General features: G+C 73.3%; 18 protein-coding genes. 7 read left to right on the top strand and 11 right to left on the bottom strand.

Annotation, left to right across the window (positions count from 1 at the left end; all coding sequences use genetic code 11):
* Positions 1–25: 25 nt before the first annotated feature.
* Positions 26–616 carry an NUDIX hydrolase gene (locus tag V1634_RS04035; protein WP_331206368.1) on the top strand — a complete coding sequence of 197 codons (591 nt, stop codon included), beginning with the start codon at positions 26–28 and terminating at the stop codon, positions 614–616.
* Here V1634_RS04035 and V1634_RS04030 read toward each other — a convergent pair.
* On the bottom strand, positions 607–1,713 hold the full coding sequence (locus V1634_RS04030; RefSeq protein WP_331206367.1) for a mannose-1-phosphate guanylyltransferase: 1,107 nt from the start codon (positions 1,711–1,713) through the stop codon (positions 607–609). The two genes, V1634_RS04035 and V1634_RS04030, sit on opposite strands and share 10 nt — an antisense overlap.
* Before the next feature lie 78 nt (positions 1,714–1,791).
* Entirely contained in the window at positions 1,792–2,937 is a 1,146-nt protein-coding gene (locus V1634_RS04025) for a glycosyltransferase family 4 protein (RefSeq protein WP_331206366.1), read from the bottom strand.
* A gap of 237 nt (positions 2,938–3,174) precedes the next feature.
* On the opposite strand from V1634_RS04025, the gene V1634_RS04020 reads away from it, so the two are divergent.
* Positions 3,175–3,885 (top strand): TIGR03089 family protein, encoded by a 711-nt coding sequence (locus V1634_RS04020; RefSeq protein ID WP_331206365.1) that lies wholly within the window; start codon positions 3,175–3,177, stop codon positions 3,883–3,885.
* Positions 3,886–3,891: 6 nt separating this feature from the next.
* Here V1634_RS04020 and V1634_RS04015 read toward each other — a convergent pair whose 3' ends face one another.
* Both V1634_RS04015 and V1634_RS04010 read right to left on the bottom strand, forming a co-directional pair.
* On the bottom strand, positions 3,892–5,958 hold the full coding sequence (locus tag V1634_RS04015) for an acetoacetate--CoA ligase (RefSeq protein WP_331206364.1): 2,067 nt from the start codon (positions 5,956–5,958) through the stop codon (positions 3,892–3,894).
* A gap of 173 nt (positions 5,959–6,131) precedes the next feature.
* Complete coding sequence (locus V1634_RS04010; RefSeq protein WP_331206363.1) at positions 6,132–6,671, bottom strand: acyl-CoA thioesterase; 540 nt, start codon at positions 6,669–6,671, stop codon at positions 6,132–6,134.
* A gap of 156 nt (positions 6,672–6,827) precedes the next feature.
* Here V1634_RS04010 and V1634_RS04005 point away from each other — a divergent pair, with 156 nt between their 5' ends.
* Together V1634_RS04005 and V1634_RS04000 are read left to right on the top strand one after the other, a co-directional pair.
* Positions 6,828–7,490, top strand: a complete 663-nt coding sequence (locus tag V1634_RS04005) for a hypothetical protein (RefSeq protein WP_331206362.1) — start codon at positions 6,828–6,830, stop codon at positions 7,488–7,490.
* A 109-nt stretch (positions 7,491–7,599) separates the two neighbouring features.
* Positions 7,600–8,562, top strand: coding sequence for a hypothetical protein (locus tag V1634_RS04000; RefSeq protein ID WP_331206361.1), 963 nt, complete (start codon positions 7,600–7,602; stop codon positions 8,560–8,562).
* Between the two features lie 162 nt (positions 8,563–8,724).
* Here V1634_RS04000 and V1634_RS03995 read toward each other — a convergent pair whose 3' ends face one another.
* Positions 8,725–9,888 (bottom strand): acyl-CoA dehydrogenase family protein, encoded by a 1,164-nt coding sequence (locus V1634_RS03995; RefSeq protein WP_331206360.1) that lies wholly within the window; start codon positions 9,886–9,888, stop codon positions 8,725–8,727.
* A gap of 70 nt (positions 9,889–9,958) precedes the next feature.
* Positions 9,959–10,375, bottom strand: coding sequence for a hypothetical protein (locus V1634_RS03990; RefSeq protein WP_331206359.1), 417 nt, complete (start codon positions 10,373–10,375; stop codon positions 9,959–9,961).
* 455 nt (positions 10,376–10,830) lie between these two features.
* Between V1634_RS03990 and V1634_RS03985 the strand changes: the two genes are divergently transcribed.
* Positions 10,831–11,532: a hypothetical protein gene (locus V1634_RS03985; protein ID WP_331206358.1), complete on the top strand. Its 702-nt coding sequence runs from the start codon at positions 10,831–10,833 to the stop codon at positions 11,530–11,532.
* 182 nt (positions 11,533–11,714) lie between these two features.
* Here V1634_RS03985 and V1634_RS03980 read toward each other — a convergent pair whose 3' ends face one another.
* Positions 11,715–12,197: a peptidase inhibitor family I36 protein gene (locus V1634_RS03980; protein ID WP_331206357.1), complete on the bottom strand. Its 483-nt coding sequence runs from the start codon at positions 12,195–12,197 to the stop codon at positions 11,715–11,717.
* A 156-nt stretch (positions 12,198–12,353) separates the two neighbouring features.
* Entirely contained in the window at positions 12,354–15,206 is a 2,853-nt protein-coding gene (locus V1634_RS03975; RefSeq protein ID WP_331206356.1) for a M14 family zinc carboxypeptidase, read from the bottom strand.
* A gap of 434 nt (positions 15,207–15,640) precedes the next feature.
* On the opposite strand from V1634_RS03975, the gene V1634_RS03970 reads away from it, so the two are divergent.
* Together V1634_RS03970 and V1634_RS03965 are read left to right on the top strand one after the other, a co-directional pair.
* Positions 15,641–17,068 (top strand): UDP-glucose dehydrogenase family protein, encoded by a 1,428-nt coding sequence (locus V1634_RS03970; RefSeq protein ID WP_331206355.1) that lies wholly within the window; start codon positions 15,641–15,643, stop codon positions 17,066–17,068.
* A gap of 233 nt (positions 17,069–17,301) precedes the next feature.
* Positions 17,302–22,347, top strand: coding sequence for a zinc ribbon domain-containing protein (locus V1634_RS03965; protein ID WP_331206354.1), 5,046 nt, complete (start codon positions 17,302–17,304; stop codon positions 22,345–22,347).
* Positions 22,348–22,530: 183 nt separating this feature from the next.
* Here V1634_RS03965 and purE read toward each other — a convergent pair whose 3' ends face one another.
* Genes purE through V1634_RS03950 form a run of 3 tightly spaced genes read right to left on the bottom strand, consistent with a single transcriptional unit; the run spans position 22,531 to position 26,223 of the window.
* On the bottom strand, positions 22,531–23,004 hold the full coding sequence (purE, locus tag V1634_RS03960; RefSeq protein WP_331206353.1) for a 5-(carboxyamino)imidazole ribonucleotide mutase: 474 nt from the start codon (positions 23,002–23,004) through the stop codon (positions 22,531–22,533).
* Between the two features lie 29 nt (positions 23,005–23,033).
* Complete coding sequence (locus tag V1634_RS03955) at positions 23,034–24,209, bottom strand: 5-(carboxyamino)imidazole ribonucleotide synthase (RefSeq protein WP_331206352.1); 1,176 nt, start codon at positions 24,207–24,209, stop codon at positions 23,034–23,036.
* A gap of 13 nt (positions 24,210–24,222) precedes the next feature.
* Positions 24,223–26,223: a thioredoxin domain-containing protein gene (locus tag V1634_RS03950; protein WP_331206351.1), complete on the bottom strand. Its 2,001-nt coding sequence runs from the start codon at positions 26,221–26,223 to the stop codon at positions 24,223–24,225.

The raw sequence follows: 26,223 nt of genomic DNA, 5'->3' as shown, positions 1-26,223 counted from the left end.
ACGAGCCGCGCACTAGGGTGGCGTCGTGCCCGATGCCCTCTACGCCGACGCGTCAGCCCTGCTCACCGGCTGGCAGCCGCCCACCGCCGAGGCGGCGGACGCGCTGGCCCGGACCCTGCGCCTGCTCGACGAGGGCGGCCCGGCCGCGCTGACCCGGGGCCACCGGGCCGGCCACGTCACCGCCAGCGCACTGGTGCTGGACGCCACCGGCAGCCGGGTGCTGCTCTGCCTGCACGGCCGGTTCCGCCGCTGGGTGCAGCTCGGCGGGCACTGCGAGCCCGATGACCGGACGCTGGCCGGTGCGGCGCTGCGGGAGGCGACCGAGGAGTCCGGCATCGCCGGGCTGTGGCTCGACCCGACCCCGATCGACCTGGACATCCACCCGGTCTCCTGCCAGGGCGGCTCGCTGCACCACGACGTACGTTTCGCCGCGGTCGCCCCGGCCGGCGCGGTCGAACGGGTCAGCGCCGAGTCGGTGGAACTCGGCTGGTTTCCGCCGGACGCGCTCCCCGAGCCGCTGGCCGGCGCCACCGCCCAACTGGTGGCACCGGCGCTCGCGGTCTTCGCGCGGAACCACCCGCGTCCGGCACCCGAGGTCACCCGCACCTACAGGTAGGGGTGCGCCTCCTCCGCCTCCAGCGCGGCGACGATCTCCTTGACCTCCTGGGCCCGGGACCGGTCACAGACGAACAGTGCGTCCGGCATGTCGACGACCACGGTGTCCTGGATCCCCAGGGTCACCACCAGCCGATCGGACTGGGTCACCACGACCGTACGCGCGGTGTCCCGGAGCACCACCCGGCCGGCCGGGGGCGTGCCGTCGGGTCCCTCCCGGAGCACCACGTTGCTCGCGTCGTCGCCGGTCAGCGCCTCGCCGAGGGTGTGGAAGTCGCCGACGTCGTTCCACCGGAAGTCGGCCGGCACGGTGGCGACCAGACCACGCTCCGCCGCACCCTCCATCACCGCGAAGTCCACCGAGATCTTGGTCAGCTCCGGCCAGACCCGGTCCAGCACCGCCGCCTGCTCCGGGGTGCCCCAGGCGGCGGCGATCTCGGTCAGCCCGGCGTGCAGCTCCGGCCGCTGCCGGGCCAGTTCGCCGAGGAAGACGTCGACCCGCCAGACGAACATCGAGGCGTTCCAGTAGAAGCGGCCGGACTCGACGTACTTGACCGCGAGGTCGTACTCCGGCTTCTCCTTGAACCGGACGACCTGCCGGGCCGGGCCGGCCCCGATCGGCTCGCCCGACTCCAGATAGCCGTAGCCGGTCTCCGGATGCGTGGGCGTGATGCCGACCGCGACCATCAGCCCGTCCTGCGCGGTCGAGATCGCCGCGCCGAGCACCTCCAGGAAGCGCGTCTGGTCGCCGACCACGTGGTCGGCGGAGAAGGCACCCATCACCGCGTCCGGGTCGCGGCGCGCGATGATCGCCGCCGCCAGTCCGATCGCCGCGCAGGAGTCCCGGCGGGAGGGCTCGACCAGGACGTTCTCCTCCGGTACGTCGGGCAGTTGCCGGGCCACCGCGACCGCGTGCGCGGCACCGGTGACCACGTACGTGCTCTCGGGGCCGGCGAGGGGGCGCACCCGGCGGACCGTCGCCTGGAGCAGCGACTCGTCCGAGCCGGTCAGTGGGAGGAGGAACTTGGGGCGGCCGGCGCGCGAGAGTGGCCACAGACGGGTGCCACTGCCGCCGGCCGGGATCACGGCGTAGAACATCGCCACATCATGCCCGAGACGTCAGGTGCCAGACGCACACACCGTCTGATAACCACCGATTCCAGCCCGGAACTCCCGTCACGCCCGGGCCCGACCCCAGGCCGCCAGGTGCACCTCGGCGCTGGACTCCCAGGTGAACTCCTTGGCCCGGTCGAAGCCCGCCTTCGCCAGCGACAGCCGCCGCGCCTCGTCGTCGAGCAGCGCACCGAGATCGGTCGCGATCTGCTGCGGATCCTCGCTGGTGTAGGCGACCGCGTCGCCGCCCACCTCCGGCAGCGACAGTCGCGGCGTGGTGAGCACCGGAGCGGCGCAGGCCATCGCCTCCAGGATCGGCAGCCCGAAACCCTCCCCGTACGACGGGTAGGCGGCGACCAGGGCACCGCCGAGGAAGCCCGGCAGGTCGGCGTAGCGAAGGTAGCCGGGACGAAGCAGCCGCAGGTGCGCCGGTACGTCGGCAACGGCCCGGTCGATGTCGTCGTCGTGCCCCTGGCCACCGGCGATCACCAGGGCGGGCGGCTCCGGCCGGTCCTTGACCGCCAGCACCCAGCCCCGGATCAGGTTCGGCACGTTCTTGCGCGGCTCCTTGGCGCCGAGGAACGCCACGTAGCTGTGCCCGCCCAGGCCGAGCCGGGCGCGTACCCGGGCCTTCTCCTCGTCGCTCGGCGCGTGGAACGCCGCCTGGTCGACGCCGTGGTAGGCCACGTCGATCCGGGTCGGGTCGGCGTCCAGCAGCCGGATCAGCTCGTCCCGGGTCGCCTTGCTCGGCACGATCACCCGGTCGGCCCGGCGCAGCGAAGTCTTTATCGCACTGCGGAAGAAGGTCCGGCGCGACTTGTCGTAGTGCTCCGGCTCGGTGAAGAAGGTCGCGTCGTGCACGGTGACCGTGACCGGACAGCCGGCCCGAAGCGGACAGGTGTAGAAGGGCGAGTGCAGCACGTGCGCGCCGACCTGCTGGGCCAGCAGCGGCAACCCGGTCTGCTCCCAGGCCAGCCGGGCCGGTCGATGCGCCACCGCCGCCGGTGCGGCGATCACCTCGGCCGCCGGCAGCATCCGGGAGTAGCGCTCGGCGTCGGTGCGCAGCCCGACCACGGCCAGTTCCAGACCCGGTCCGATCACCTTGCCCAGGGCGCCGAGCAGGCCGTCGACGTATCTACCAACGCCGCCCCGGTCAGCGGGGACGCTGGTGGCGTCAATGAGCACGCGGGGCGGGCGACCGGCGGTCACTGGGCGACTCCTCGGCTGGGTGTGATGTGCGGAACACTTCCTCCAAGCCTACGCCGCGCCGCCCCGGACGCGTCGACTGCGACCCGTCGGGCAACTGTCTTTCCGGTGACTCCGACAGGTACCCGACGGGACCGTCACGGCGGGTGCGATCCACGGGTTTCCGCTCGGGTCCGGAGATCGTCACGACCGGTCCGGGGTCGCCGTCACCGGCCGGCCGGGTCGGTATCGTCGCGGGCGATGACCGAGAACATTGCCGGGCTCTTCGCCGCCGCCATCGCCGCCGACCCGACCCGACCGCTGCTGACCTGGTACGACGACGCCACCGGGGACCGGACCGAACTCTCCGGGGCGACCCTGGCCAACTGGGTGGCCAAGACGGCCAACCTGCTGGTCGACTCGGCCGGGCTGGCTCCGGCCGATCCCGTCGGGGTGTTGCTGCCGCCACACTGGCAGACCGCCGCCGTACTGCTCGGCTGCTGGTCGGTCGGGTCCGCCGTCTGCGGTGCCCGGCCCGGCGAGTCGGACGATCCGCAGCCGGTCGACGTGCTCTTCGCCTCGGTCGACCGGGTCGGCGAGGCGACCGCCTGGCCGGCCGGTGACCGGTACGCCCTCGCGCTCGCCCCGCTCGCCGCGCCGGTACGGGAGCTGCCGTCCGGCTGGGCCGACTACGTGGTCGAGGTACGCGGGCACGGCGACCACTTCACGCCGTACCCGGCGGCCGGCCCGCAGGATCCGGTACTGGCCGACCTGGCGGCCCAGCGCGCCGCCGAGCTGGGCATCGGGGCCGGCGACCGGGTACTGGTCGACGCCGCTCGTTACCCGGACCCGGTGGACTGGCTGCTCGCCCCGCTGGCCGCCGGGGCCAGCACGGTGCTCTGCGGCAGTCTCGACCCGGCCCGGCTCGCCGACCGGGCGGCGGCGGAGAAGGTCACGGTTCGGTTGACGTAACGCACGTCACACCGCGCCGGCCGGCGCCGTCCCGGTCGACGCGGTTCCCGCCGGCGACCCGGTGCCGCCCTGCCGCCCGGCGGTCCGCTGCCGGGCGAACCGCTCGAAGGCGAGCAGCGACTCCGGGTTGGCCAGTGCGCCGGTGGCGGCGGCCGAGTCCACCGCCGCGCCGGTGAGGATCTTCTTCACCGGCACCTCCAGCTTCTTCGCCGACAGCGTCCTCGGTACCGCCCCGACCTGGTGGATCTCGTCCGGCACGTGCCGGGGCGACAGCCCGGTACGCAGCTCCCGGTTGATCCGCGCGGTCAGCTCCGGACCCAGCTCCAGCCCCGGGGCGAGTACGACGAAGAGCAACAGCTCGCCCGCCCCGCCCTCGTCGTCCTCCAGGTGCACGACCAGCGAGTCGGTCACCTCGGGCAGCCCCTCGACCACCGAGTAGAACTCGGCGGTGCCCAGCCGCACGCCGCCCCGGTTGAGGGTGGCGTCGGAGCGGCCGGTGATCACGCAGCTCCCCCGCTCGGTGACCGTGATCCAGTCCCCGTGCCGCCACACCCCGGGATAGACGTCGAAGTACGCCTCCCGGTAGCGGCGGCCGTCCGGGTCGTTCCAGAATCCGACCGGCATGCTCGGCATCGGCGCGGTGATCACCAACTCGCCGAGCTGGTCGATCACCGGGTCGCCGTCGGCCGAGCGTGCCTCCACCCGGGCACCCAGGCAGCGGCAGGTGATCTCACCGGCGACGACCGGCAGCAGCGGCACGCCGCCGACGAAACCGGTGCAGACGTCGGTGCCACCGGAGATCGAGTCGAGCCGCAGGTCGGCGCCGACGGAGTCGTACACCCAGCGGAAGCCCTCGGCCGGCAGCGGCGCGCCGGTCGAACCGACCCCGCGCACGGCGGAGAGGTCGAACGACTCCGCCGGGCGCAGCCCGGCCTTGCGGCAGGCCAGCAGGAACGGGGCCGAGGTGCCGAAGTAGCTGGTGCCGGTGTCGGCGGCCAGCCGCCACAGCGTGCCCAGGTCCGGCTCGGCCGGCTGCCCGGGCTCGGCCCGGACCGCCGGGTTGCCGTCGAAGAGCACGATCGCGGCCCCGACCGCCGGGCCGGAGACCAGGAAGTTCCACATCATCCAGCCGGTGGTGGTGAACCAGAAGAACCGGTCCCCCGGGCCGAGGTCGTGGTGCAGCGCCAGCATCTTGAGATGTTCGAGCAGGATGCCGCCGTGCCCGTGCACGATCGGCTTCGGCAGCCCGGTGGTGCCGGAGGAATAGAGCACGTAGAGCGGGTGGTCGAAGGGGACCGCCGTGAAGGCCAGCGGCTCGTCGGTCGGGACCGCCAGCTCCGCCCAGCTCAGGGCGGCCTCCGGCGGCGCGGCGTCCGGCTCCAGATAGGGCAGCACCACCGTGTGTACCAGCGACGGCAGCTCGGCGCGGATCGTCGCCAGCTCGGCGCGGCGGTCGACGGGCCTGTCGCCGTACCGGTAGCCGTCGACGGCCACCAGCACGGTCGGGGCGATCTGCCGCCAGCGGTCGAGCACGCTGCGGGTGCCGAACTCGGGGGCGCAGGAGGAGAAGACCGCGCCGAGGCTGGCGGTGGCGAGCATCAGCACGAACGTCTCGGGGATGTTCGGGGCGTACGCCGCCACCCGGTCGCCGGGGCCGATCCCGAGGCGGACCAGTCCGGCCCGGACCCGGCGTACCTGCTCGCGCAGCTCGGCGACGGTCAGCGTGACCGGCGCGCGGGTCTGGCTCCGCGCGATCACCACCGGCTCGTCGTCGGCCATCCCGGGCATCCGGAGCACGTGCTCGGCGTAGTTGAGGGTGGCGCCGGGGAACCAGCGGGTGCCGGGCATGGTGGCGTCGACCAGGGTCGCGGTCGGTTCGGTGTGGGACACGACGTCGAAGTAGTCCCAGATCGACCGCCAGAAGCCGTCGAGGTCGGTGACCGACCAGCGCCACAGCGCGGCGTAGTCGTCGAAGTCGAGGCCCCGGTGCCGGCGCAGCCAGCGCAGGTAGTCGCCGATCCGGGACCGGTCGTCGCCGGCCGGTGGCGGCGTCCAGAGCACCTCGCCAACCATGGTCCTGCCCCTCCCTACGGCCGGCACGCCGGTGTGCCGGGCCCGGTCGCCATACTGCCGTACCCGACCCGCAATTCTCCGCCGGGAAGGCGGCGCCGGTACGCGTGCCCGGCGCACATCTCCGGCCCCCGGATCATGTGGGCCGGCCCGGGGTGGTCGGTCCCGGGGGTGAGTCAGCCGGCGACGGAGGTGTCGCCGGCACCCCGGTGTGCCTGGATCGCCTTGCGCTTGGCCAGCCGGTGCTCCCGGCGGATCTCCGCCTCGCGGAACCGGCGCTGGTCGGTGGGGGTCTCCGGCAGCACCGGGCGGACCGGGCGCGGGTTGCCGGCCACGTCCACCCCGACGAAGACCAGATAGGCGGTGGCGACCAGGATCGGGGCGTCCTCGGCGCTGTCCCAGCGCTCGGCGACCACCCGGACGCCGACCTCCATCGAGGTCTGCCCGGTCCAGTTGACCTGGGCGTGCGCGTGCACCAGATCACCGACCCGGACCGGCTCGGCGAAGACGATCTCGTCGATCGCGGCGGTCACCGCCGTACCGCCGGAGTGCCGGGCCGCCGACGCTCCGGCCACGTCGTCGACGAACTTCATCAGCACGCCGCCGTGCACGGTGCCGTAGAGGTTGACGTCGACCGCCGTCATGATCCGGCTCAGCGTGACCCGCGAGTACGAGGTCGGCTTGCCGGCCGGCGGCGGCGAGAGCTGCTCGGTCATGCCCGCAACGGTACGGCGACGCGCCGTGCCGCCGCCCCCGCCGGTGACGGCGGTTACCCGGGTCACCCGGTCATCCCGCGGTGACAGTCAGCAAGATCGATACCAGACGCGCCCGGGCAGGCTGCCGGGCGGCCGCCGAAACGGTACGGTGCGCGGATGCGACATCTCTGGAGCTTCCTCGCCGGAGTGGTGGCGGCGCCACTGACCTGGGCCCTGATCGCGCTCGGTCAGGACGGGTCCGCCCGCACCGTCACCCGCTGGGAGGAAGTCGGTACCTTCAACACGGCCAACCTGATCCAGGGGGCCGTCTACCTCGGAGTCGCGGGCATCCTGCTCGGCCTGCTCGGCACGCTGCGACTCTCCCCGGCGGGTCCGCTCGTCGCCGGCCTGCTGCTGGCGGCACCGTACGTCGGGCTGTTCGTCGACCCCTTCACCGTGCGAGACGCGGTGCCGGCGAACTGGAAGGTGTTCGGCGACCCGCTGCCGTTGGTGCAGGTGCTGGACAACGGCACCACGTTCCTGGTCGGCGTACTGCTGCTGATGGCCATCTTCAGTGTCCAGCGCTGGCGCCGTTGGCCCGGCCCGGTCGCCGCCGCGCCGGCACCGGCCCCGGACGACGCGGAGGAGCCGACCCCGACCGACTGGTCCCTGCTGAACAACCCGCCGGAGCGCGACATCAAGCCGCCGACGCTGGGTTACCCGGAGCCGGACACCCAACCGCTGCCGCCACTGCCGCGCCGCGATGCCGGCTCGCCGTGGTCGGCGCCACCCCGGACCGCGACGAAGCGCGACGACGCGGCCGGCAGCACCGCCGGCTGATCCATGCCGGGGCGGGTCGTCCGGTCGACCCGCCCCGGACCGACACGCCGAGGCCGGCGTTGCCCGGTCCGGGTACGGTGCCGGGAGGCACCCGGCTGGGGAGGTTGCAGTGCGACACCTTGGATCGCTGGTATTCGGGCTGGTCAGTGCGCCGATCATCTGGGTGTTGTCCGGGATCGGGCTGGTCAGGTTCAACGGCGGGATCTCCCGGGAGCAGACCGGGGACATGATCCTCGGGTTCGTCGCGATCGTGGTCGTCGCCGGGCTGCTCGCCGCGCTGCTGCTGCCCCGGTGGTCCCCGGTCGGTACGGCGGTCGCCGGCCTGCTCTTCATGGTCATGGCGCTCTGGTCAATGATCGACTTCAGGTCGATGATCGACCTGCTGCCGCGCTCCTTCGCCGGCGTCGACTTCGCCCTCACCGCACCGTCCGGGGCCTTCGCCACGCTGCTGGCCGTGCTGCTCGGCGCGACCCTGCTCGTACCGCAGCGCTGGCGCTCGCCCCGCCCGGCCGCGGCCGGCTTCCCCGGCGGCACCGGCCAGCCCGGCTTCGCTCCCCACCCGTCGGCCGGCCAGATGCCGCCCGGCGGGCAGTTCCCGGCCGGGCAGTTCCCGCCCGGCGGCCCGGGGACGCACCCGCCGAACTACGGCCCCTCGGTCGCCCCGAGCTACGCCCAGTCCGCACCGCCGAACTTCGGCCCCGCCGTACCGCCGAACTACGGCCCCGCCGGGCCGCACCACCAGGCGCCCTCGGCACCGCCGTACAACGCCCCGACGGGCGCACCGCAGTACGGTCAGCCGACCGTGCCGGGCAACCTGGGGCGCCCGCCGGGCTCACCGATCTCCGGCCCGCCGGTGCCGAGCGCGCCGGCGCAGCCGCCGATCTTCAGCCCGCTGACGCCGCCGGCCCCGGCACCCCGGTCCGGCCAGCCGGGCAGCGACGAGACCACCCGGTTCGGGCGCTCCGACGAGACCACCCAGTTCGGTGGGCGCTCCGACGAGACCACCCAGTTCACCGGCGGCCCGGACGACGACGGCATGGACGGGGCGACCCGCCGCCTCGGCGACCGCTGACGGCCCCAGCACCGTCCACCGCCCGCTCGCGACGGACCGGCGCTGTCGACCGGCCCTGCCGAACGCCTCCGCACTAATGCGACCATCACTATCCGCAGGCCATCCACGCCGGTCAGCGTTGCGCGGCCGTGGCGTGGCAGCGGCCCGCGCCGGCACCCGAGGTCAGTCCTTGAGGAGTTGGCGTGCCATCACGATCCGCTGGACCTGGTTGGTGCCCTCGTAGATCTGGGTGATCTTGGCGTCCCGCATCATCCGCTCGACCGGGTAGTCCCGGGTGTAGCCGTACCCGCCGAGGAGCTGCACCGCGTCGGTGGTGATCTCCATCGCGGCGTCCGAGGCGAAGCACTTCGCGGCGGCGCCGAAGTAGGTCAGGTCGGCCTCGCCGCGCTCCGACTTGCCGGCCGCCACGTACGTCAACTGCCGGGCCGCCTCCAGCTTCATCCCCATGTCGGCGAGCATGAACTGCACGCCCTGGAACTCGGCGACCGCCTTGCCGAACTGCCGCCGCTCCCGCACGTACCCCTTGGCGTAGTCAAGCGCGCCCTGGGCGATCCCGACCGCCTGGGCGGCGATGGTGACCCGGGTGTGGTCCAGGGTCCTCATGGCGGTGCCGAAGCCGCTGCCCGGTTCGCCGATCATGCGGTCGGCCGGGATCCGCACGTTGTCGAGGTAGACCTCACGGGTCGGCGAGCCCTTGATGCCGAGCTTCTTCTCCGGCGCCCCGAAGCTGACCCCCGGATCGGACTTCTCCACCACGAAGGCGGAGATGCCGCGCGAGCGGGCCGCCGGATCGGTCACCGCGAAGACGGTGTAGTACTCCGACACCCCGGCGTTGGTGATCCACCGCTTGACGCCGTTGAGCACGTAGTGGTCGCCGTCCCGGACCGCCCGGGTGAGCATCGACGCGGCGTCGCTGCCCGCCTCCGGCTCGGAGAGGCAGTACGAGAACATCGCCTCGCCCCGGGCCACCTGCGGCAGGTAGCGCCGCTTCAACTCCTCGGAGGCGGCCAGCAGCAGCGGCATGGTGCCGAGCTTGTTCACGGCCGGGATCAGCGAGGAGGAGGCACAGGCCCGGGCCACCTCCTCGATCACGATCGCGGTGGCCAGCGCGTCGGCGCCCGCTCCGCCGTACTCCTCGGGGATGTGCGGGGCGTGGAAGTCGGCGGCCCGCAGCGCCTCGTACGACGCCTTCGGGAACTCGCCGGTCTCGTCGGCCTCGGCCGCGTTCGGCGCGACCTTGGCGTCGCAGACCTCCCGGACCGCCTCCCGGACCGCCTGGTGCTCCTCAGGCAGCAGGTATGCGTCGAACGACGGCTCACTGGTCACCGCGGCCCTCCCCGGCACTCGTCCCCGGCGGCACCACGCCCCGGATATCCGAACCATACCCGCCAGTAACCTAGTCCCGACAGCCCTCCCCGGCCTGCTGAGCGCGGGAAGGGCCGGGAAGGGCCGCCGGGCGGGCCACCGTGAGGTACGCCAGGTAGTAGGTCGCGGCCTTCGGGTCCACGTCCTCGCCGATCGCCGCTGGCCACTCGACGTCGAAGAGGTGGTAGCCACCGCTGATCGGGGCCAGCGCGCCGAGGGTGAAATTCCGGTCGGCACCCCGTTGCAGAGCCCCGGCCAGCAGGAACGAACTGTTGGCGCCCTGCGAGAACCCGGAGACCGCACCGGCCCGCCGACCGTCCGACCGCGCGCAGCCGCGAAGTGCCGGGTGGCCCGCGGCCGGTGGCGGTCGCGCTCCGGCCGGTCGATGCCAGTACGACCATCGCGGCCAGCACCGCGACGCCGCCCAGCTTGATCGGTGTCTTCTCAATGTCCACAAGCGTCGGTACGGCGGCCTCGCCACACGCGCCTGCCACCCGCCGCACTGTCCGTAGGGCTGAACCCAGCAACAGGGTCAGGCTGACCCGAACACGCCAACCACCCACCCCTGTCGGCACGCTTTCCGTGATCAGGGAGCGTCCGGCCGGCCATGGCGAGCCGAACGCTACGGGATCACGAGAGAAGCGGGCTCCCGTTTGCGAGGTATGCTGCGAGTCCGCGCGGGACGAGTCGTGAGATCGTTGATCTTCCCGTGAGCAATTGTCGTGCGTCGTCGTCGCCGGCGGTCTCTGCATCGGCATCGTGGCGTCGTAACGTTGACCTGTCGCGCCGGGTCGGCTGGTCGGTCGGACCGTGTGCCGGGGAGGGGTCGGATCCGTGGTGTCTATCGAGCGGGGAATGACGCGAGACCAGGTCGTCGACCTCATCGGACCACCGTTCAGCACGATGAGTTCCGACGAATTCCTCGCGGTCTACGACAAGACGTTCGATCCCAGCATGCCGCAACGGCGGGGCCTGCTCGATCGTCTCCGCCGGAGCCCGCAGCCGCGGTCTGAGCCCGTTTCCTGGTACTACCCGGAGTTTCCCGAAGGCCAGACGACCCTGATCTCGTTCCGGTACGGAGTCGTGGACGACGTCCACTCATCGCCCTACGAGCGCACGCAGGCCGGCCCGCGACACGAATGGGCCCGCGAGTTGGTCGTGGCCCATGTCGGCAGAGTCGAGGCCGGCGGTCAGCGCATGACTACGCGCACCGGCTGGCATCGGCTGACCAGCGCCGAGGTGCTCGACTTCGTACTCGGCGCCGGTGACGCCGCGTACCCACCGGCTCCGGGGCGGATCGGCGGCATCGCGCGGCAGTTCGGCGAACTGACCGTGCTGGTGAGCATGTTCAGGGCGACCCGCCCGCAGCAGATCCGCCGCCTGCTCCCTGGCGGCTACGTGTTTCAGTTCTTCTGGCTGCTCGACCAGTTCTGCGTTCGACCGGGCGAGTCCGACGTGGCGCACTGGATTCTCTGCCACGAGAACGCTGGCGGTGACGACGGGATCGTCCACCTCGCCTACCTGCCCGCGGAAACCGAAGGTATGAGCGCGCTGCTCCCCGTTGACCTGTTGTCTGGCAAGGAGCGACGCGGGCATCTGCGGTGAGCCGCCCTGCCAGCCGGCCCGGCTCTCGCTGCTGCTCGCGTTCCGCGACAACCGGATCGTCGGATCCCGAACCCGCCGACGATCGGCCGTACGACGGGCCGGTGTGGGGTACCTCGGAATAGGAGCGGCCCCTTCCCGGGTCGGAGACGACAGGAGGGGGCCCGGATTCCGGAATCACCGCGTCAGCATTCGCCGCCCCAGCGGAAGGAACTCACCGGCAGCGAGATGTAGAAGTTGCCCCGGCCCTCGGTCCAGCCGTAGTGCAGGCAGGCCAATTCCATGCCGGTGTAGTTGGCGCCCTCGTACACCCGGACGTGGTCGCAGCCGAGGCAGGGCACGCCGTTGTTGAAATAGGAGGCCCGGTAGCCACAGCTCGACGAGGGCACGTTCCCCGTCGACCAGCAGACGCCGCCGTTGCCGTCGCGCTGGGTGTAGAAGCAAACGGCTCCGGACTGACAACCCCACGCGGCGACGGTCCGTCCGCTGTAGACACCGGGTGCGATCTCCCTGACGTCCGCCACCCCGGTCAGGGCCGAGGCGGGCGCCTTGACCGCGCGGGAGCCGACCTCCGGCCCGGACGGGTTCGCCCGGGCCACCCCGGGGACGAGCACCAACAGTGTGCCGAAAACGGCGACGCCGGCCAGCAGTGAACGCATGGTTTTCATCGCATACCTTCCTAGGCGAGCAGTCTGGCGCCACCGTAGGTCGGTACGGCCGTCGATGGAAAGAATCTGTTTCGAAGCCATTGCGGGATTCCGCAACCGACAAAGCAGTGGAGGGTGGGAGATCACTCCCACCCTCCACATACTCACCGCTGTCGGTCAGCCGACGACGGAGCGCAGCGGAATTCCCGCCGCGCGGATCTCCCGGACCAGTTCACGCAGGAACGGGTGCTCGTCCGACGTCAGGCCCTCCGGGTTGGGAATGGTCAGGTACGCCGTACCGCCCGCCGTGCCGACCCGGACGTCACCGGTGTGCCGGGCGACGATCGCCCGGGCCCGGTCCAGATCGGCGGCGGCGACCCGGATGGAGATCGGCCGCCACTGGCCGCCCAGGTTCTCCGCCGCCGGTGCCGCCGCCGCGGAGGCCCGGGCCGGGGGTACGGCCGGAGCCGCCGCCCGGGCACCCGGCGACGCCGCAGCCGCCGGACCCGCCGGCGGTGCCAGCAGCGCGTTGGCGACGAGGTGCAGCCCACTCTCGTTGTACGCCCGGAACAGCGGGTTGAACGCGAACAGCACCGCCCGGCCGGCCCCGGTCGGCTCGTCGACCAGCGCGACCGTGCCCTTGAGCGCGTCCGCGTGCTCGGTGAAGCCGTTGTGCCAGAACCGCCCGTCGGCCGGGTACGTCAACACGTTCTTACCCGTGGTGCTGGGCGAGAGGATCGAGTCGTTGTTGTTGAACTCGAAGTCCTCGGCCGGCCGGCCCAGCCCGACCGGGCTGCTCCGGTCGACGTCGACCCGCAGGTGCGAGCCGATCACGGTGTAGTCGGTCGGCTTCGGCAGCTCGACCGTGGAGGTCAGTCCGGCGGCGCGGGCCATCCGGGTGCCCTGGTTGCGCAGCCCGAGGTAGGTGCCGCCGGCCGCCACCCAGGCCCGCAGGTTGGCCTGGCCGGCGGCGGTGAGGCCACCGGTCGGGTTGCTGCCGTCCGGCACCAGCAGGACGGTCCGGCCGGTGAAGGCGGCGGTGTTGTCGTTGATGTCCGCCGTACCGACCGGCTTGAGGTCGAGGCCCCACTGGGCGCCGAGGACGTACCGGGCCTCGCCGTGCGAGCCGGCGGTGGTGGAGATGCCGGTGCCGGCGAACAGGCCGACGTCGGGCAGGGCCAGCGCGGTGCCGGCAGGTCCGCTCCGGCGGGCGGCCAGGGTCACCCCCAGGGAGCGGGCGAGCTGGTCGCGCCCACCGGTCAGGCTGGCCGCCGGCAGCGTCACGACGCCGCTGCGCTGGTCGCGGCGCAGTTCGACGCCCGCGCCGAGCAGCTTGAAGGTCAGCTCGGCCGCCGCCGCCGAATCCAGCGGGTACGCGTACGAGCCGTGCCTCGGTGCGTACCCGTCGCGCCCGCCGTCGATGCCGCGGACCCGTTCCGCCCTCGGCGAGAGCCGGTCACCGGTGTAGACCGTCTCCACGCCCATCAGCAGCGGGTTGCTCCAGGACGAGACGTCGTAGAAGTACGGGAACGGGACGTACGGGTCCTCGCCCAGGATCGCCTGGATCCAGTGCTTCTGCGGCTGCTCCATCGGGATCCAGTACGCGCCCGCCGGCACCGTCAGGTCCCGGGCCGACCGGCCGCCGAAGATCTTCGCGTTCGGCACCTTCGTCGACTTCGTCAGCCGGTACACCTCGACGTCCATCCGGCGCAGCCGCTCGACGAGCTGGCGTACGTCGCCGAGCTGCCGGTTCGGCAGCAGGAAGTACGACCGGACCGTGATGTCCGGCACCGGGAACTGGACCTCGTTGGTCGGCTGCACGACCTCGTTCGGCTGGAGCTTGCCGGCCCGCCCCTCGGCCAGGGCGTCGGACCAGATCCGGAAGTAGTCGGACAGGATCTCCCGCCGGTTCTCCGAGGCCCAGCCGACGGTCGCCCACTGGGTGTTGAACTGCTGCTGCACCCGGTCCTGGACCGCCGAGGCGCTGCCCTTCTCGTAGGTCATCCCGGCGGCGCCGAAGCCGGTCGCCGGCACCGTGTCGCCGTACCCCATGAAGAACATGTCATAGGTGTCGTAGTTGAAGTAGCACTCGCTGGTGACCGTCTCGGTGCAGGCGCCGTTGTAGCCGAAGCCCTCGGCGTTGGCCGCGCCGATCCGGTTGATCCAGTCGACCGCCTCGTCGGAGATCTCGTGGTGGATCGGGTCCGCGTTCGGCGGGAAGAAGTACTCGTCACCGCCCATCTCGTGTGCGTCGACGTAGACCTGCGGCGGGTAGCGGCGCAGCATCTCCAGCTTGGCGTCGGTCTCCGGCTGGGTACGGGAGAACCAGTCCCGGTTCAGGTCGAAGCCGTACTCGTTCTGCCGGCGGCTGGCGTCCCGGCCGTCCGGGTTCTGCGTCGGCACGATGATCGTGACGAGGTTCTCGTTGCGCTCGCGTACCTCGCAGGAGAGGCCGGCGGCCAGTTCGTAGAGGGTCTTCAGCGCGGCGTCGCCGCCGGAGAACTCCCCGCCGTGCACGTTGCCGGTCACCCAGACGATCGCCGGGCCCTTGGCGGCGATCTCGGCGGCCCTGCGGGCCGGGAGCTTGCGCGGGTCGCGCAGGTCGCGGATGTCCCCGGCGATCTTCTCCAGTTCGCCCCGGCGCAGGTGGTCGGGGTCGGAGACGATCGCGTACGGCATCGACTGGCCGCGCACGCTGTTGCCGAGGTTGCCGGTGACCACCCGGTCGGAGGCGGCGTCGACGGCACCGAGGTACGAGCGGATCTCGTCGTCGGTGACCACCCGCTGCTGGCCGAGGCCGAGCGGGAAGCCGAGGTGCCGCTCCGGGCTCGGTACCCCGGCAAGCCGGGCGGACGGGTCCTGGCTGCATCCGGCCGGGGTCGGCGGCCTGCCCGGGTGGGCGGCGGCCGGGGTGCCGGGCAGCAGCGGCAGCGGGGCGAGCAGCAGGGCGACCGCCGCCCCGCCGAGGCGGCGGGAGATCGATCTGGGAGGCTTCGGAGCGGGCGTCGGGGGGAACTTCGGAAGCGTCATCTGACGTTCGGATTCCCTTCTCGGGGGTGGGGTGCGGCTGGCGGAGATCGGCTTGGAGGTGGCTCGGAGCCTATGAGCGGCCATTTCCGACGGTCAAGATCTTCTAGGCAGGACGTTCGCCCACCAGCTGTCAAACACGCCTAGCAGCAGAAATCGGGGGAATAGCGCCGAGAAGGGGCGGCTCGGGCGGCCGGGAGGCGGTGCACCCGGGCCGGCGGGCACGCTGTGAAAAGCCCGACCGAAGATGCACCGGGAAGAGCGATCCGCGTAGGCTCAGCGCTTGTCATCCCGGTGCGGGCGGCCGACTCGCCGACCGCGCACCCTCGACACCAGGTGAACAAGGCCCACAATGTCCGACATCGGCGCTCTCCTCCGGCGCCGACCTCCCACCGCGACGCAATGAAGCGCCGCCACTGCGAGCGGAGAACACAGGCGTGACGATTCCGTACCCGAGCACTCAGCCCATGCCGGCGATCCCGGCGGTGACTCCGCCGTCCGGCGCCGTCCGCCCGCGTCTGACCTTCCTCGGCACCGGCTACCTGGGCGCGACGTACGCTATCTGCTTCGCCGAACTCGGCTACGAGGTGATCGGCTTCGACGTCGACGCCGAGAAGATCGCCAAGCTGGCCGGCGGCGAGGTGCCGTTCCACGAGCCCGGCCTCGACGAGCTGCTCAAGCGCAACCTCTCGGCCGGCCGGCTCCGGTTCTCCACCGACATCGCCGAGACCGCCGCCTTCGGCGACGTGCACTTCATCTGCGTCGGCACCCCGCAGCGGGCCGACGGAATGGGTGCCGACCTGTCGTACGTCGAGGCCGCCGTCACCGGGCTCTCCCAGCACCTGACCCGCAAGGCCCTGATCGTCGGCAAGTCCACCGTCCCGGTCGGTACCGCCGAGTGGATCGAGCAGCTCGTCGGCAAGCACGCCGACGTCGGCCTCGGGATCGAGGTCGCCTGGAGCCCCGAGTTCCTCCAGGAGGGCTTCGCCGTCGAGGACGTGCTCCGACCCAACCGGATCGTGGTCGGCGTCAAGAGCGAGTGGGCCAACGGCATGCTCTACGCCGCGCACAAGGGCGTCTACGACCTGGCCGCCACCGAGGACCGGGAGGTTCCGCTGGTGGTGACCGATTTCGCCACCGCCGAACTGGTCAAGGTCGCCGCGAACGCCTTCCTGGCCACCAAGATCTCGTTCATCAACGCGATGGCCGAGGTCTGCGAGGTGGCCGGCGGCGACGTCACCCAGCTCGCCCGGGCGATCGGCTACGACCCCCGGATCGGCAACCGGTTCCTCCAGGCCGGCGTCGGCTTCGGCGGCGGCTGCCTGCCCAAGGACATCCGGGCGTTCCAGGCCCGGGCCCAGGAGCTGGGTGCCGGCGAGGCGCTGCGCTTCCTGCACGAGGTCGACCTGATCAACCTGCGCCGCCGCAGCCGGGTGCTCCAGCTCTCCGCCGAACTGCTCGGCCGCCGGTACGGGCCGGCCGGGCCGGACCTCTCCGGGACCCGGATCGCGGTGCTCGGCGCCACCTTCAAGCCGAACTCCGACGACGTCCGGGACGCCCCCTCGCTCGCCGTCGCCGCCGCGCTGCACAAGGCCGGCGCCGACGTGCAGGTCTACGACCCGCAGGGCATGGAGAACGCCCGCCGCGAGCGGCCCGAGCTGTCCTACACGGCCAGCATGAACGACGCCGTACGCGGGGCCGACCTGGTCTGCGTGCTCACCGAGTGGGCCGACTTCCGCAACGCCGACCCGGTGGCGCTCGGCGAACTCGCCGCCGGACGGCGGGTCGTGGACGGCCGCAACTGCCTCGACTCCGGACTGTGGACCCAGGCCGGCTGGGACTACCGGGGCATGGGCCGGCCGTAGCAGCACCAACCGCCGTCCCGGTCGGCCGCCGATAGCGCAGCGGCCGGACGGCGACAATCGTGAATTCGACGCCGACTTGCCGGCCGTGGACCCGACCAGGTCCACGGCCGGCCTTTTAGGATCTCCTCAGCCGGGTTTCGCACGCGACCGGGGGCTGTTCAACCGCAGCCTCCCGTGGGCATGCTTCGGTGGAAGCCCGTAATGCGGCCTGCGCGCCGGCTGGAGGGGGTGCCGTGAGTACGACGTACCAGTGCTCCTCGTGCGGCCGGGAGATCGAGCCGGCACCACACTGCCCGCACTGCGGGACCGAGCAGCTCCGGTGGGCCGACGACGTCGCCCGGATCGAGCGCTCCATCGCCGAGATGAAGATCCGCGAGGCGGCGCTCGCCAGGGAGCAGAAGACGATCGCCTCGCAGATGCAGGCGGCGCTCTTCCAGCGGGACATCCTGTCGCACGCGGCAGACCAGCGCCGCAAGCAGAACACCAAGCCACGCCGGGTGATCCGGCGCAAGGCCAACCGCCGCCCGCCGACCGCCGCGCCCGGCACCGCACCGGGCGCCCCGCCACCCCGGGTACCCCGGCAGCCGAAGGGCGGCGGCCCCGACCGGACGACACCCACCGCACCGCCCCCACCCCCGCCGCCACCACCGCCCGGCGCCGAACCGAGCTGGGACGACGGAAAGGCCCGGCCCGAGGCCTCCACCCGCGAGGTGCAGAACATCCTGCTCGGGCTCGGAGCACTGCTGCTCGGCATCGCGGCGGTGGTCTTCGTCGCGGTCGCGCTCAGCTCGCTGGACGACTTCAGCCGGGTCGCGATCCTGGTGCTGGCCACCGCGCTGATGCTGGCCGTGCCGCCCCGGGTCGCCCAGCGCGGACTGAGCGCCACCGCCGAGACCATCGCCGCCGTCGGGCTGCTGCTGGTGCCGCTGACCGGGTATTCACTCTGGACCGTCGACCGGTTCGGCGACAGCGGCCTGCCCGGGTCGCTCTTCGCCGGGCTGACCTTCCTGCTCACCGCCGCCGTCGCCGCCGGCTACGCCTCGGTGACCGGGCTGAACGCCCCCCGCTACGCGGCCGTACTCGCCGTGCAGCCGATCCTGCCGCTGCTGGCGTACGACTTCGTCACCGGACCGGCCGGCTGGGCCGTGGTACTGGCGGCGGTGGCGGTCGGCAACCTCTACCTCGGCCGGCTCTTCGGCGACGACGGGCGGCTGACCGGCTGGCCGGCCCGGTTCCGGTTCGGGCCCGACGTGCCGGTGACCGCCCCACCCGGCACGCCGAGAGTCCGCCCCGACGAGCGGCCGGGACGGGCGGGCGGCGACCCGACCGACCCGGACGCGACCGGCCCGGATCGGCCGGAAACCTTCCCCGAGGAGGCGGACGCGGTCGTCCAGGCCGATCCGGCCCTGGGCGGGCCGACGAAGCGGGTCCGCACCCCGGGCATCCGCCCGACCACCCGCACACCCTGGCTGCGGGAACTGGCCTGGACGCTGCACGGGCTGGCCTTCGCCGTCGCGGTGGTCTGCGCGGTCATCGCGCTCGTGAACGCCGACACCGTACCTGGCGCCGCCCAGGCCGGCCTGGCGCTGCTGCTCGCCGCCGGGGTCGGCATGGTCGGTGCGCTGCTGCTGCGCCGGCCACCCCTGCCGGACATCGCCGCCGGGATCCTGACCCTGGCGGTGATCGGTGCCGCCGGCCGGGTCGCCGCGGTCGCCCTGCCGGGGCGGGCACTGGTGGTGATCGCCGCCGTCATCGCGCTGACCGGCCTCGGCGTACGCGCGGTCCCGGAGACGGCCCGGCGCGGGCCGCAACTGGCCTCCGCCGCCGCCCTGATCGTCATCGGCATCGTGGTGGCCGGCGGGGCGCTGCGGGCCGCCCTCGCCCCGATCCGGGCCGCGCTACCGGTCTGGGAGGCCGACCTCGCCGAATACCCCGGAAAGCTGGCCGCCGGGGTCGGCGACACCTCCTGGCAGCTCGCCGTCACCGCCCTGCTGCTCACCATCGCCGCCGTGCTCTCCTCGCCGCCGGAGGTGCGCCGCGAGTTCGCCGTGGTCGGCGCGGCGCTGACCGCACTCGCCATGCCCGCCTCGTTCGGGTTCGGCTGGGTCGCCGCCCCCTGGCCACCGGTGCTGGTCGCGATCGGCATCGGGCTGGTCGGGCTCACCGCCGAGACCCGGCGGGCCGCGCTCACCCACGCCGTCGCCGCCGCCGTGGTGGGACTCGCCGGGGCGGCCGCCTCGGTGGCCCGGCCCGGGCTGACCGCGGCCGTACTCTTCGCGCTCGCCGTCGGCGGTGCGCTGGTCACGCTCGCCCCGCTCGCCCGTACGACCCCGGCGGGCCGCTGGTCCGGCCTGGTCGCAGACTGGGCGGCCGGCGGGGCGGCGTTCGCGTTCCCCGGCGCGGTGGCGGCCTTCGTCGCCTCGGCGGTACCCGTCGACCCGACCCCGACCGCCCTGTCGGTGCGGGAGGCCACCGAACCGGTCCTCGCCGCCAGCTTCCTGGCCGTCTGCGCGGTGCTCTGCTACGCGGCGGTGACCCAGGTGGCCCAGCGGCAGATCAGCGTGCCGCTGGCCGTCGGCACCGGCCTCGGCGCGCTCGCGGTCACCACGGCGGCGTTCGGCGCACCCGGCGCCACCCTGCCGGACACCCTGGTCGGCGGGTTGCTGCTGCTCAGCGCGGTGCTGCTGGTGCTGGCGCCGTCGATCGACTCCGGCCGGCGGGCGGACCGGCTGCTCGACGGCTCGGACATCGCCGCCGCGGCGGTCACCGCCGCCCTGGTGGGCACCCTCGCCCGGATCGCCGGCATCCTCGGCGACGGCGCCGAACTGGCCGCCGCCGCCTTCCTCATCCTGGTGGTGGCGGCCGGAATCCGGGCCATGCCGGCCGACTGGCGGCGCGGGCCGATCCTCGGCATCGCGCTGACCGGCGGCCTCGTCGCACTGCTCGCCGGCTGGACGGCGATCAGCGGCGGCCTCCAGGTGCTGGCCACCCCCGGCCGGCTCTGGGCGGCCGACCTCGCCCAGTGGCACGTCAGCGAGACCGGCACCGGCTGGCAGGCCCCGGTCGCCCTGCTCCTGCTGGCCGGCGCCGCCGCGATCGCCCTGCCCCGGCCGTGGGCGTACGACGTCGCCGCCGTCTGTGTCGGACTCGCCACCATCGGCACCCCGGCGGCGTTCGGGCTGCCCTGGTGGTCCCCGATCGTCGTCGGCGGGGCGGTCGCCACCGTCTACGGGGTGAGTTCGGTCGTCGCCAGCGATCCCCGGGCCGGGCTGGCCCGGGCCACCGTGGCGGGCGTGGTCGCCCTGCACGCGGTCGGGGCGAGCCTGGTCCGGCCGTGGACCACCGCCGCCGCGCTCGGCATCGTCGCGCTGATCGGCGCGGTCGTCGCCATCCTCGCCCGGGCCGTCGGCACCCTCTCCGGGCCGGCGGACGAGGCCGACACCTGGTCGATGCCGCCACAGACCGCCCAGATCGGCGGGCTGGCCGCCGGTGGAGCGCTCTTCGCGCTCAGCGGGGCGCTCGCCTCGCTCGCCGCCGCGCTGCACCGGCCGGCCGAGGTGGTGGTGCTGGCCACCCTCGCCGGGGCGAGCCTCGGCGTCGCGATGGTCGGACTGGTCCGCCGCCAGGTTCCGCAATACCTCCCGTACGCCACCATGGGCATCGTCGGCGGTGCGACCGCGACCTCGGTGGCGGCCCTCTTCACCGGCCTGCCCTGGGGCGTCTACGCCGCCGCGGCCGTACTGCTCGGAGTGCTCGCCGAGCTGATCCGGGCGGTCACCCCGGCCCCGACCCCGCTGCGGGAGCCGATCCGGCGCTGGTCGGTGATGCTCGGCGGTGCGCTGCGCCGGCTGCCCGAGCCGGCCCGGGGCGGTCGCTGGTCGGTCAGCCCCGCCGTCGGGGCGATGCTCGCGGCGGCGCTGCCGACCGCACTGGCCGTGGCCGCGCTGGCCCCCGCCCTGGTGGTGGCACTGGTCGAGCCGTACCAGACGCTGACCCGGATCTGGGACGGGCCGCCAGCCGCGCTCGTCGACCCGGAACCCGGAGCCGTCGACCCCGGCAACGTGCTGGCGGCCCTGCTGCTGACCATCGCTGCCGGGCTCGCCGCCACCGGGTTCAGCGGCGGACGGCCGGCCCGGGCCGTACCGGTGGTGCTGCCCGGAGCCGCGATCACCCTGCTGATCACACCGATCTCGCTCGACCTGGCCTGGCCGAACAGCACCTTGGCGGCGCTCGCGGTCTTCACCATCGCGATGCTCGGGCTGGCCCTGACCCCGCCACCGCCGGACGCCGAGGTCGCCCGCTCGCTGCGGCTGACCCGGATCCTGGTCTTCGGCATCGGGCTGGCCGCCGGCGGGGCCGGACTGGCCGGCGCGCTGGCCAGCCGGGATCTGACCCTGTTCACCCTCGGCGCGGCGGTGGGGGTCGGCGCGGTCGCCGCGCTCGGCGGCCGGACCCAGAACGCCCGCATCCTCGGCTGGCTCTTCGCCTCGGTGATGGCCCAGACGTTCGTCTTCACCCTCGGGCTGGTGCTCGGGCTCGACCCGGCCTGGTCCGCGTTCGGGGTGCTGGCGGTGGGTGCGGTGCTGCTGCTGGTCGCCGCGATGCTGCCCCGGCTGCGCCGGCCGGAGGCGATCCGCGAGGCGACCACGGTGGAGTGGAGCGGATACGCTGCCGCGCTGCTCGCCGCCGCGCTCGCCTACGACTCGCCCCGGCACATCGCCGCACTGCTCGCCGCCTGGGGCGCCGTACTCGGAATGGCGGCGGTACGGCCGTACCGCCGTACCGCCGAGCGGCGCACGCTCTTCTGGTCGGCGGTCGGCTGCGAGGTCGTCGCCTGGTGGATGCTGATGGCGCTCGCCGACGTGGCGCTGCCGGAGGCGTACACGCTGGCGTTCGCCGTACTGGCCCTGCTGGTCGGCCTGCTGGAGATGCGCCACCGCGCCGACCTGAGCAGTTGGGTGGCGTACGGGCCGGCGCTGGTGGCGGCGTTCCTGCCCACCCTGGTGATCGTGCTGGCCGGCAACGACAGCGCGATCCGCCAGGTGTTGCTGCTGCTCGGCGGGGTGGCCACGCTGATCTGGGGATCCAACCGGCGGCAGCAGGCTCCGGTCATCATCGGGGCGGTGGTGACCGCGCTGGCGGCACTGCGCGCCCTGTTCAGCTTCGGACCCTGGCTGGTGCTGATCCCGGTCGGTCTGCTGCTGCTGGCGTTCGGGGCCAGCAACGAGAACCGGCGTCGCACACAGGAGCGCTTCCGCGCGGTACGCGGCATGCGCTGAGGTGTAAGGAAGGGCCCCCCGTTATCGCATTCTGTTGTAGAAGGGCCCCCTGTTCACGCCCACCACCCACCACCCGGCAGCCCCAGCCACACCCACGACACGGCTCGGCCAGCGTGCTAACGGATGGACGAGGAGTTAAGCGGGGGCCCTTCCACCGCAGAAAGCGATAACGGGGGGCCCTTCCTAACCCGAAAGGCTGGCGCGGAGCGCGGCTTCCTTCTGGGCGACCAGGGCCTCCAACTCGGCCTGGTACGCCACCATCCGGTCCCGGAGCGTCTCGTCCGAGGCGGCCAGGATCCGTACGGCCAGCAGGCCGGCGTTGCGGCCGTTGCCGATCGACACGGTCGCCACCGGGATGCCGGCCGGCATCTGCACGATGGAGAGCAGCGAGTCCAGCCCGTCGAGGTGCTTGAGCGGCACCGGTACCCCGATCACCGGCAGCGGGGTGGCCGAGGCCACCATGCCGGGGAGCGCGGCGGCCCCGCCCGCCCCCGCGATGATCACCCGGATGCCCCGGCCTGCGGCGGCCTGGGCATAGTCGATCATCTTCACCGGAGTGCGGTGCGCCGACACCACCCCGACCTCGTAGCCGACGCCGAACTCGGCCAGCGCCTCGGCCGCCGCCCCCATCACCGGCCAGTCCGAGTCGCTACCCATGATCAAACCGACCGGCGGCGCCGACTCCGTCACTCGTGTCCCTCCCGCAGCCACCAGGCGGCCCGGACGGCCCGGGCGCGTACCTTCTCCAGATCGTCACCGAGCACCGTGACGTGCCCGATCTTCCGGCCGGGCCGGACCTGCTTGCCGTAGAGGTGCACCTTGGCGCCCGGGTCCTCGGCGAAGAGGTGGTGCAGCCGCTCGTCGATCGACATGCCGCCGTCCGGGCCGCCGAGCACGTTCGCCATCACCACCACTGGGGCGGTCAGCGCGGTGTCCCCCATCGGATAGTCGAGCACCGCCCGCAGGTGCTGCTCGAACTGGGAGGTCCGGGAGCCCTCGATCGTCCAGTGCCCCGAGTTGTGCGGCCGCATCGCCAGCTCGTTGACGACCAGCGCCGGCTCGCCGTCCGGGCCGGTCACCTCGAAGAGCTCCACCGCCAGCAGCCCGACCACGCCGAGCGCGGTGGCCAGGTCGATGGCGAGCTGCTGGGCCCGCAGCGCCACCTCCTCCGGCAGCCGGGGCGCCGGCGCCAGCACCTGCACACAGATGCCGTCCCGCTGCACCGTCTCCACCACCGGGTACGCCGCCACCTGGCCGAACGGCGAGCGGGCGACCTGCACCGCCAGCTCCCGGCGCAGCGCGACCCGCTCCTCGGCGATCAGCTCGGTGCCGGCGGTGCGCAGCGTGCCGACCAGCTCGGCGGCCTCGGTCGGGTCGGCGACGACCCAGACGCCGCGGCCGTCGTAGCCGCCCCGGGACGCCTTCAGGATCACCGGCCAGCCCAGCTCGGCACCGAAATCGACCAGGTCGCCCGGTTCGGTGATCGGCCGCCAGCGCGGCACCGGGGCGCCCAGTTCGGTCAGCCGCTCCCGCATGACCCGCTTGTCCTGGGCGTGCAGCAGCGCGTCGGCGGGCGGGTAGACGGTCACCCCGGCCTCGGCGAGCGCCCGGACGTGCCCGGTCGGCACGTGCTCGTGGTCGAAGGTGACCACGTCGGCGCCGTCGGCGAAGTCGCGCAGCGCGGCAAGATCGGTGTGTTCGCCGTACCGGACGTCGGCGGCGACCAGAGCGGCCCCGTCCTCCGGGCTGAGCGCGAGGACGCGGAGCGACTGGCCGAGGGCGATCGCGGCCTGGTGGGTCATCCGGGCCAGTTGGCCGCCGCCCACCATGCCGACAACGGGCAGACCCGTGCGGGAATCCATAGCGCGGGCAAGCCTAACTCCCGCCGACGCCGAGCTGCGCGAGCAGGGCGTCCGGGGAGGTGACCGGGCGGTCGCAGACGAAGCCCCGGCAGACGTAGGCGGTCGGACCACCCTCGATCATCGGCCGGTCGGCGAGCAACGGTACGCCGGGCCGGTCCGGCTCGCCGGCCACCACCACCGCCCCGGGCGGGGCGTGCCGGTGTGCCAGCGCCAGCAGCGGGTCACCGGCCGGATCGGCGGTGACCACCGCGATCTCGTACGGGCCGGAGAGCAGCGCCTCGCCGACCGTGGCCGCGTACCCGGTGAACCGGGCGTGCCGGGCGACGATCGGCGCGACGGTCTCCAGCGCCGCCACCGCCGCCTCCCGGTAGCGCACCTGGCCGCCCAGCGCCGAGTACGCCACCAGCGCCGCCGTCACCGCCGACAGCCCGGACGGGGTGGCGTTGTCGGTCGGGTCGGCCGGCCGGCTGACGAGCTGTTCGGCGTCGTCGGCGGTGTCGTAGAAACCGCCCTCGCCGGTGCCGAACCGCTCCAGGGCGACGTCCAGCAGCAACCCGGCCAGCTCGAGCCAGCGCCCGTCCCCGGTGAACTGGTGCACCGCGCAGAACGCCTCGGCGACGCAGCCGTAGTCCTCCAGCACCCCGGCCGGCTCGCCGACCCGCCCGTCCCGGGAGACCCGGCGAAGTCGGCCGTCGACGATGTGCCGCTCCGCCAGCACCTCGGCGATCCGCACGGCGGCCGCCCCGGCGACCGGGTCGGCGGTGAGGGTGGCGTACTCGACCAGGGCGGTGACGGCCAGCCCGTTCCAGGCCGCCACGACCTTGTCGTCCCGGGCCGGCTGGGGCCGGCGGTCGCGTACCTCCCGGAGCGCCGCCCGGACCCGCTGCCAGCGTTCCTGGATCTGCGGGTCGGCGTCGTCGACGTCCCGGGCCAGCCGCAGCACGCTGGTGCCGTGCTCGAAGCTCCCCGCCTCGGTGACCGCGAAGAGGTCGGCGGCCCAGCGGCCGTCGTCGTCGCCGAGCGCCTCGACGAGCTGGGCCGGGGTCCAGGCGTAGGTCGCTCCCTCCACGCCCTCGGTGTCGGCGTCCAGCGCCGAGGCCAGGCCGCCGGCCGGGGTGCCGAGGTCGTCGAGGAGGAAGGTGGCGGTCTCGGCGGCGACCCGGGCGGCGAGCGGGTCGCCGGTGAGTCGCCAGAGCTGGGTGTAGACCCGCAGCAGCAGCGCGTTGTCGTAGAGCATCTTCTCGAAGTGCGGCACCGTCCAGTGCCCGTCCACCGAATATCGGGCGAAGCCGCCGGCGAGCTGGTCGTAGATGCCGCCCCGGGCCATCGCCTCGCAGGTGTGCCGGACGATCTCCAGGTCGCGGGTGGCGCCGGTGCGCTGGTGGTGGCGGAGCAGGAAGAGCAGGTTCATCTGCGGCGGGAACTTGGGCGCGCCGCCGAAGCCGCCGTTCGTCTGGTCGTACTCGACCGCGAGCTGGTCGGCCGCGGCGTCGAGCGTCTCGGCGGTGAGCGGGGCACGCGGTCCGCCCACGGCCTGGGCGCCGGCCAGCGCCTCGACCACCGCGGCGCCCTGGCGCAGCACCGCCTCGCGCTGCCCGGTCCACGCCTCGGTCACCGACTGGAGCAGCCGGACGAAGTTGGCCTTCGGGAAGTAGGTGCCGCAGAAGAACGGGGTACCGTCCGGGGCGGCGAAGACCGTCATCGGCCAGCCGCCCTGCCCGGTCATCGCCTGGGTGGCGGTCATGTAGACGGCGTCGACGTCCGGCCGCTCCTCCCGGTCCACCTTGATCGCGACGAAGTTGTCGTTGACCAGCTTGCCGACGGCCGCGTCCTCGAAGGACTCGTGCGCCATCACGTGGCACCAGTGGCAGGCCGCGTAGCCGACCGAGATCAGCACCGGTACGTCCCGACGGCGCGCCTCGGCGAACGCCTCGGCCGTCCAGGGCCACCAGTCGACCGGATTGTCCTTGTGCTGGAGCAGGTAGGGGCTGGTCGCGTCGGCCAGTCGATTCAC

The organism is Plantactinospora veratri (assembly GCF_036421995.1).
Classification (GTDB): Bacteria; Actinomycetota; Actinomycetes; order Mycobacteriales; family Micromonosporaceae; genus Plantactinospora; species Plantactinospora veratri.
The sequence above is the reverse complement of the archived record's forward strand: the minus strand, read 5'-3'. Positions and strand labels throughout refer to the sequence as shown.

Coding starts and splice junctions, on each gene's coding strand:
- purE (WP_331206353.1), bottom strand. CDS start 23,004: ATGGGTAGCGACTCGGACTGGCCGGTGATGGGGGCGGCGGCCGAGGCG.
- V1634_RS04010 (WP_331206363.1), bottom strand. CDS start 6,671: ATGACCGAGCAGCTCTCGCCGCCGCCGGCCGGCAAGCCGACCTCGTAC.
- V1634_RS04030 (WP_331206367.1), bottom strand. CDS start 1,713: ATGTTCTACGCCGTGATCCCGGCCGGCGGCAGTGGCACCCGTCTGTGG.
- V1634_RS03980 (WP_331206357.1), bottom strand. CDS start 12,197: ATGAAAACCATGCGTTCACTGCTGGCCGGCGTCGCCGTTTTCGGCACA.
- V1634_RS03975 (WP_331206356.1), bottom strand. CDS start 15,206: ATGACGCTTCCGAAGTTCCCCCCGACGCCCGCTCCGAAGCCTCCCAGA.
- V1634_RS04020 (WP_331206365.1), top strand. CDS start 3,175: ATGACCGAGAACATTGCCGGGCTCTTCGCCGCCGCCATCGCCGCCGAC.
- V1634_RS03955 (WP_331206352.1), bottom strand. CDS start 24,209: ATGGATTCCCGCACGGGTCTGCCCGTTGTCGGCATGGTGGGCGGCGGC.
- V1634_RS04005 (WP_331206362.1), top strand. CDS start 6,828: ATGCGACATCTCTGGAGCTTCCTCGCCGGAGTGGTGGCGGCGCCACTG.
- V1634_RS03985 (WP_331206358.1), top strand. CDS start 10,831: ATGAGTTCCGACGAATTCCTCGCGGTCTACGACAAGACGTTCGATCCC.
- V1634_RS04015 (WP_331206364.1), bottom strand. CDS start 5,958: ATGGTTGGCGAGGTGCTCTGGACGCCGCCACCGGCCGGCGACGACCGG.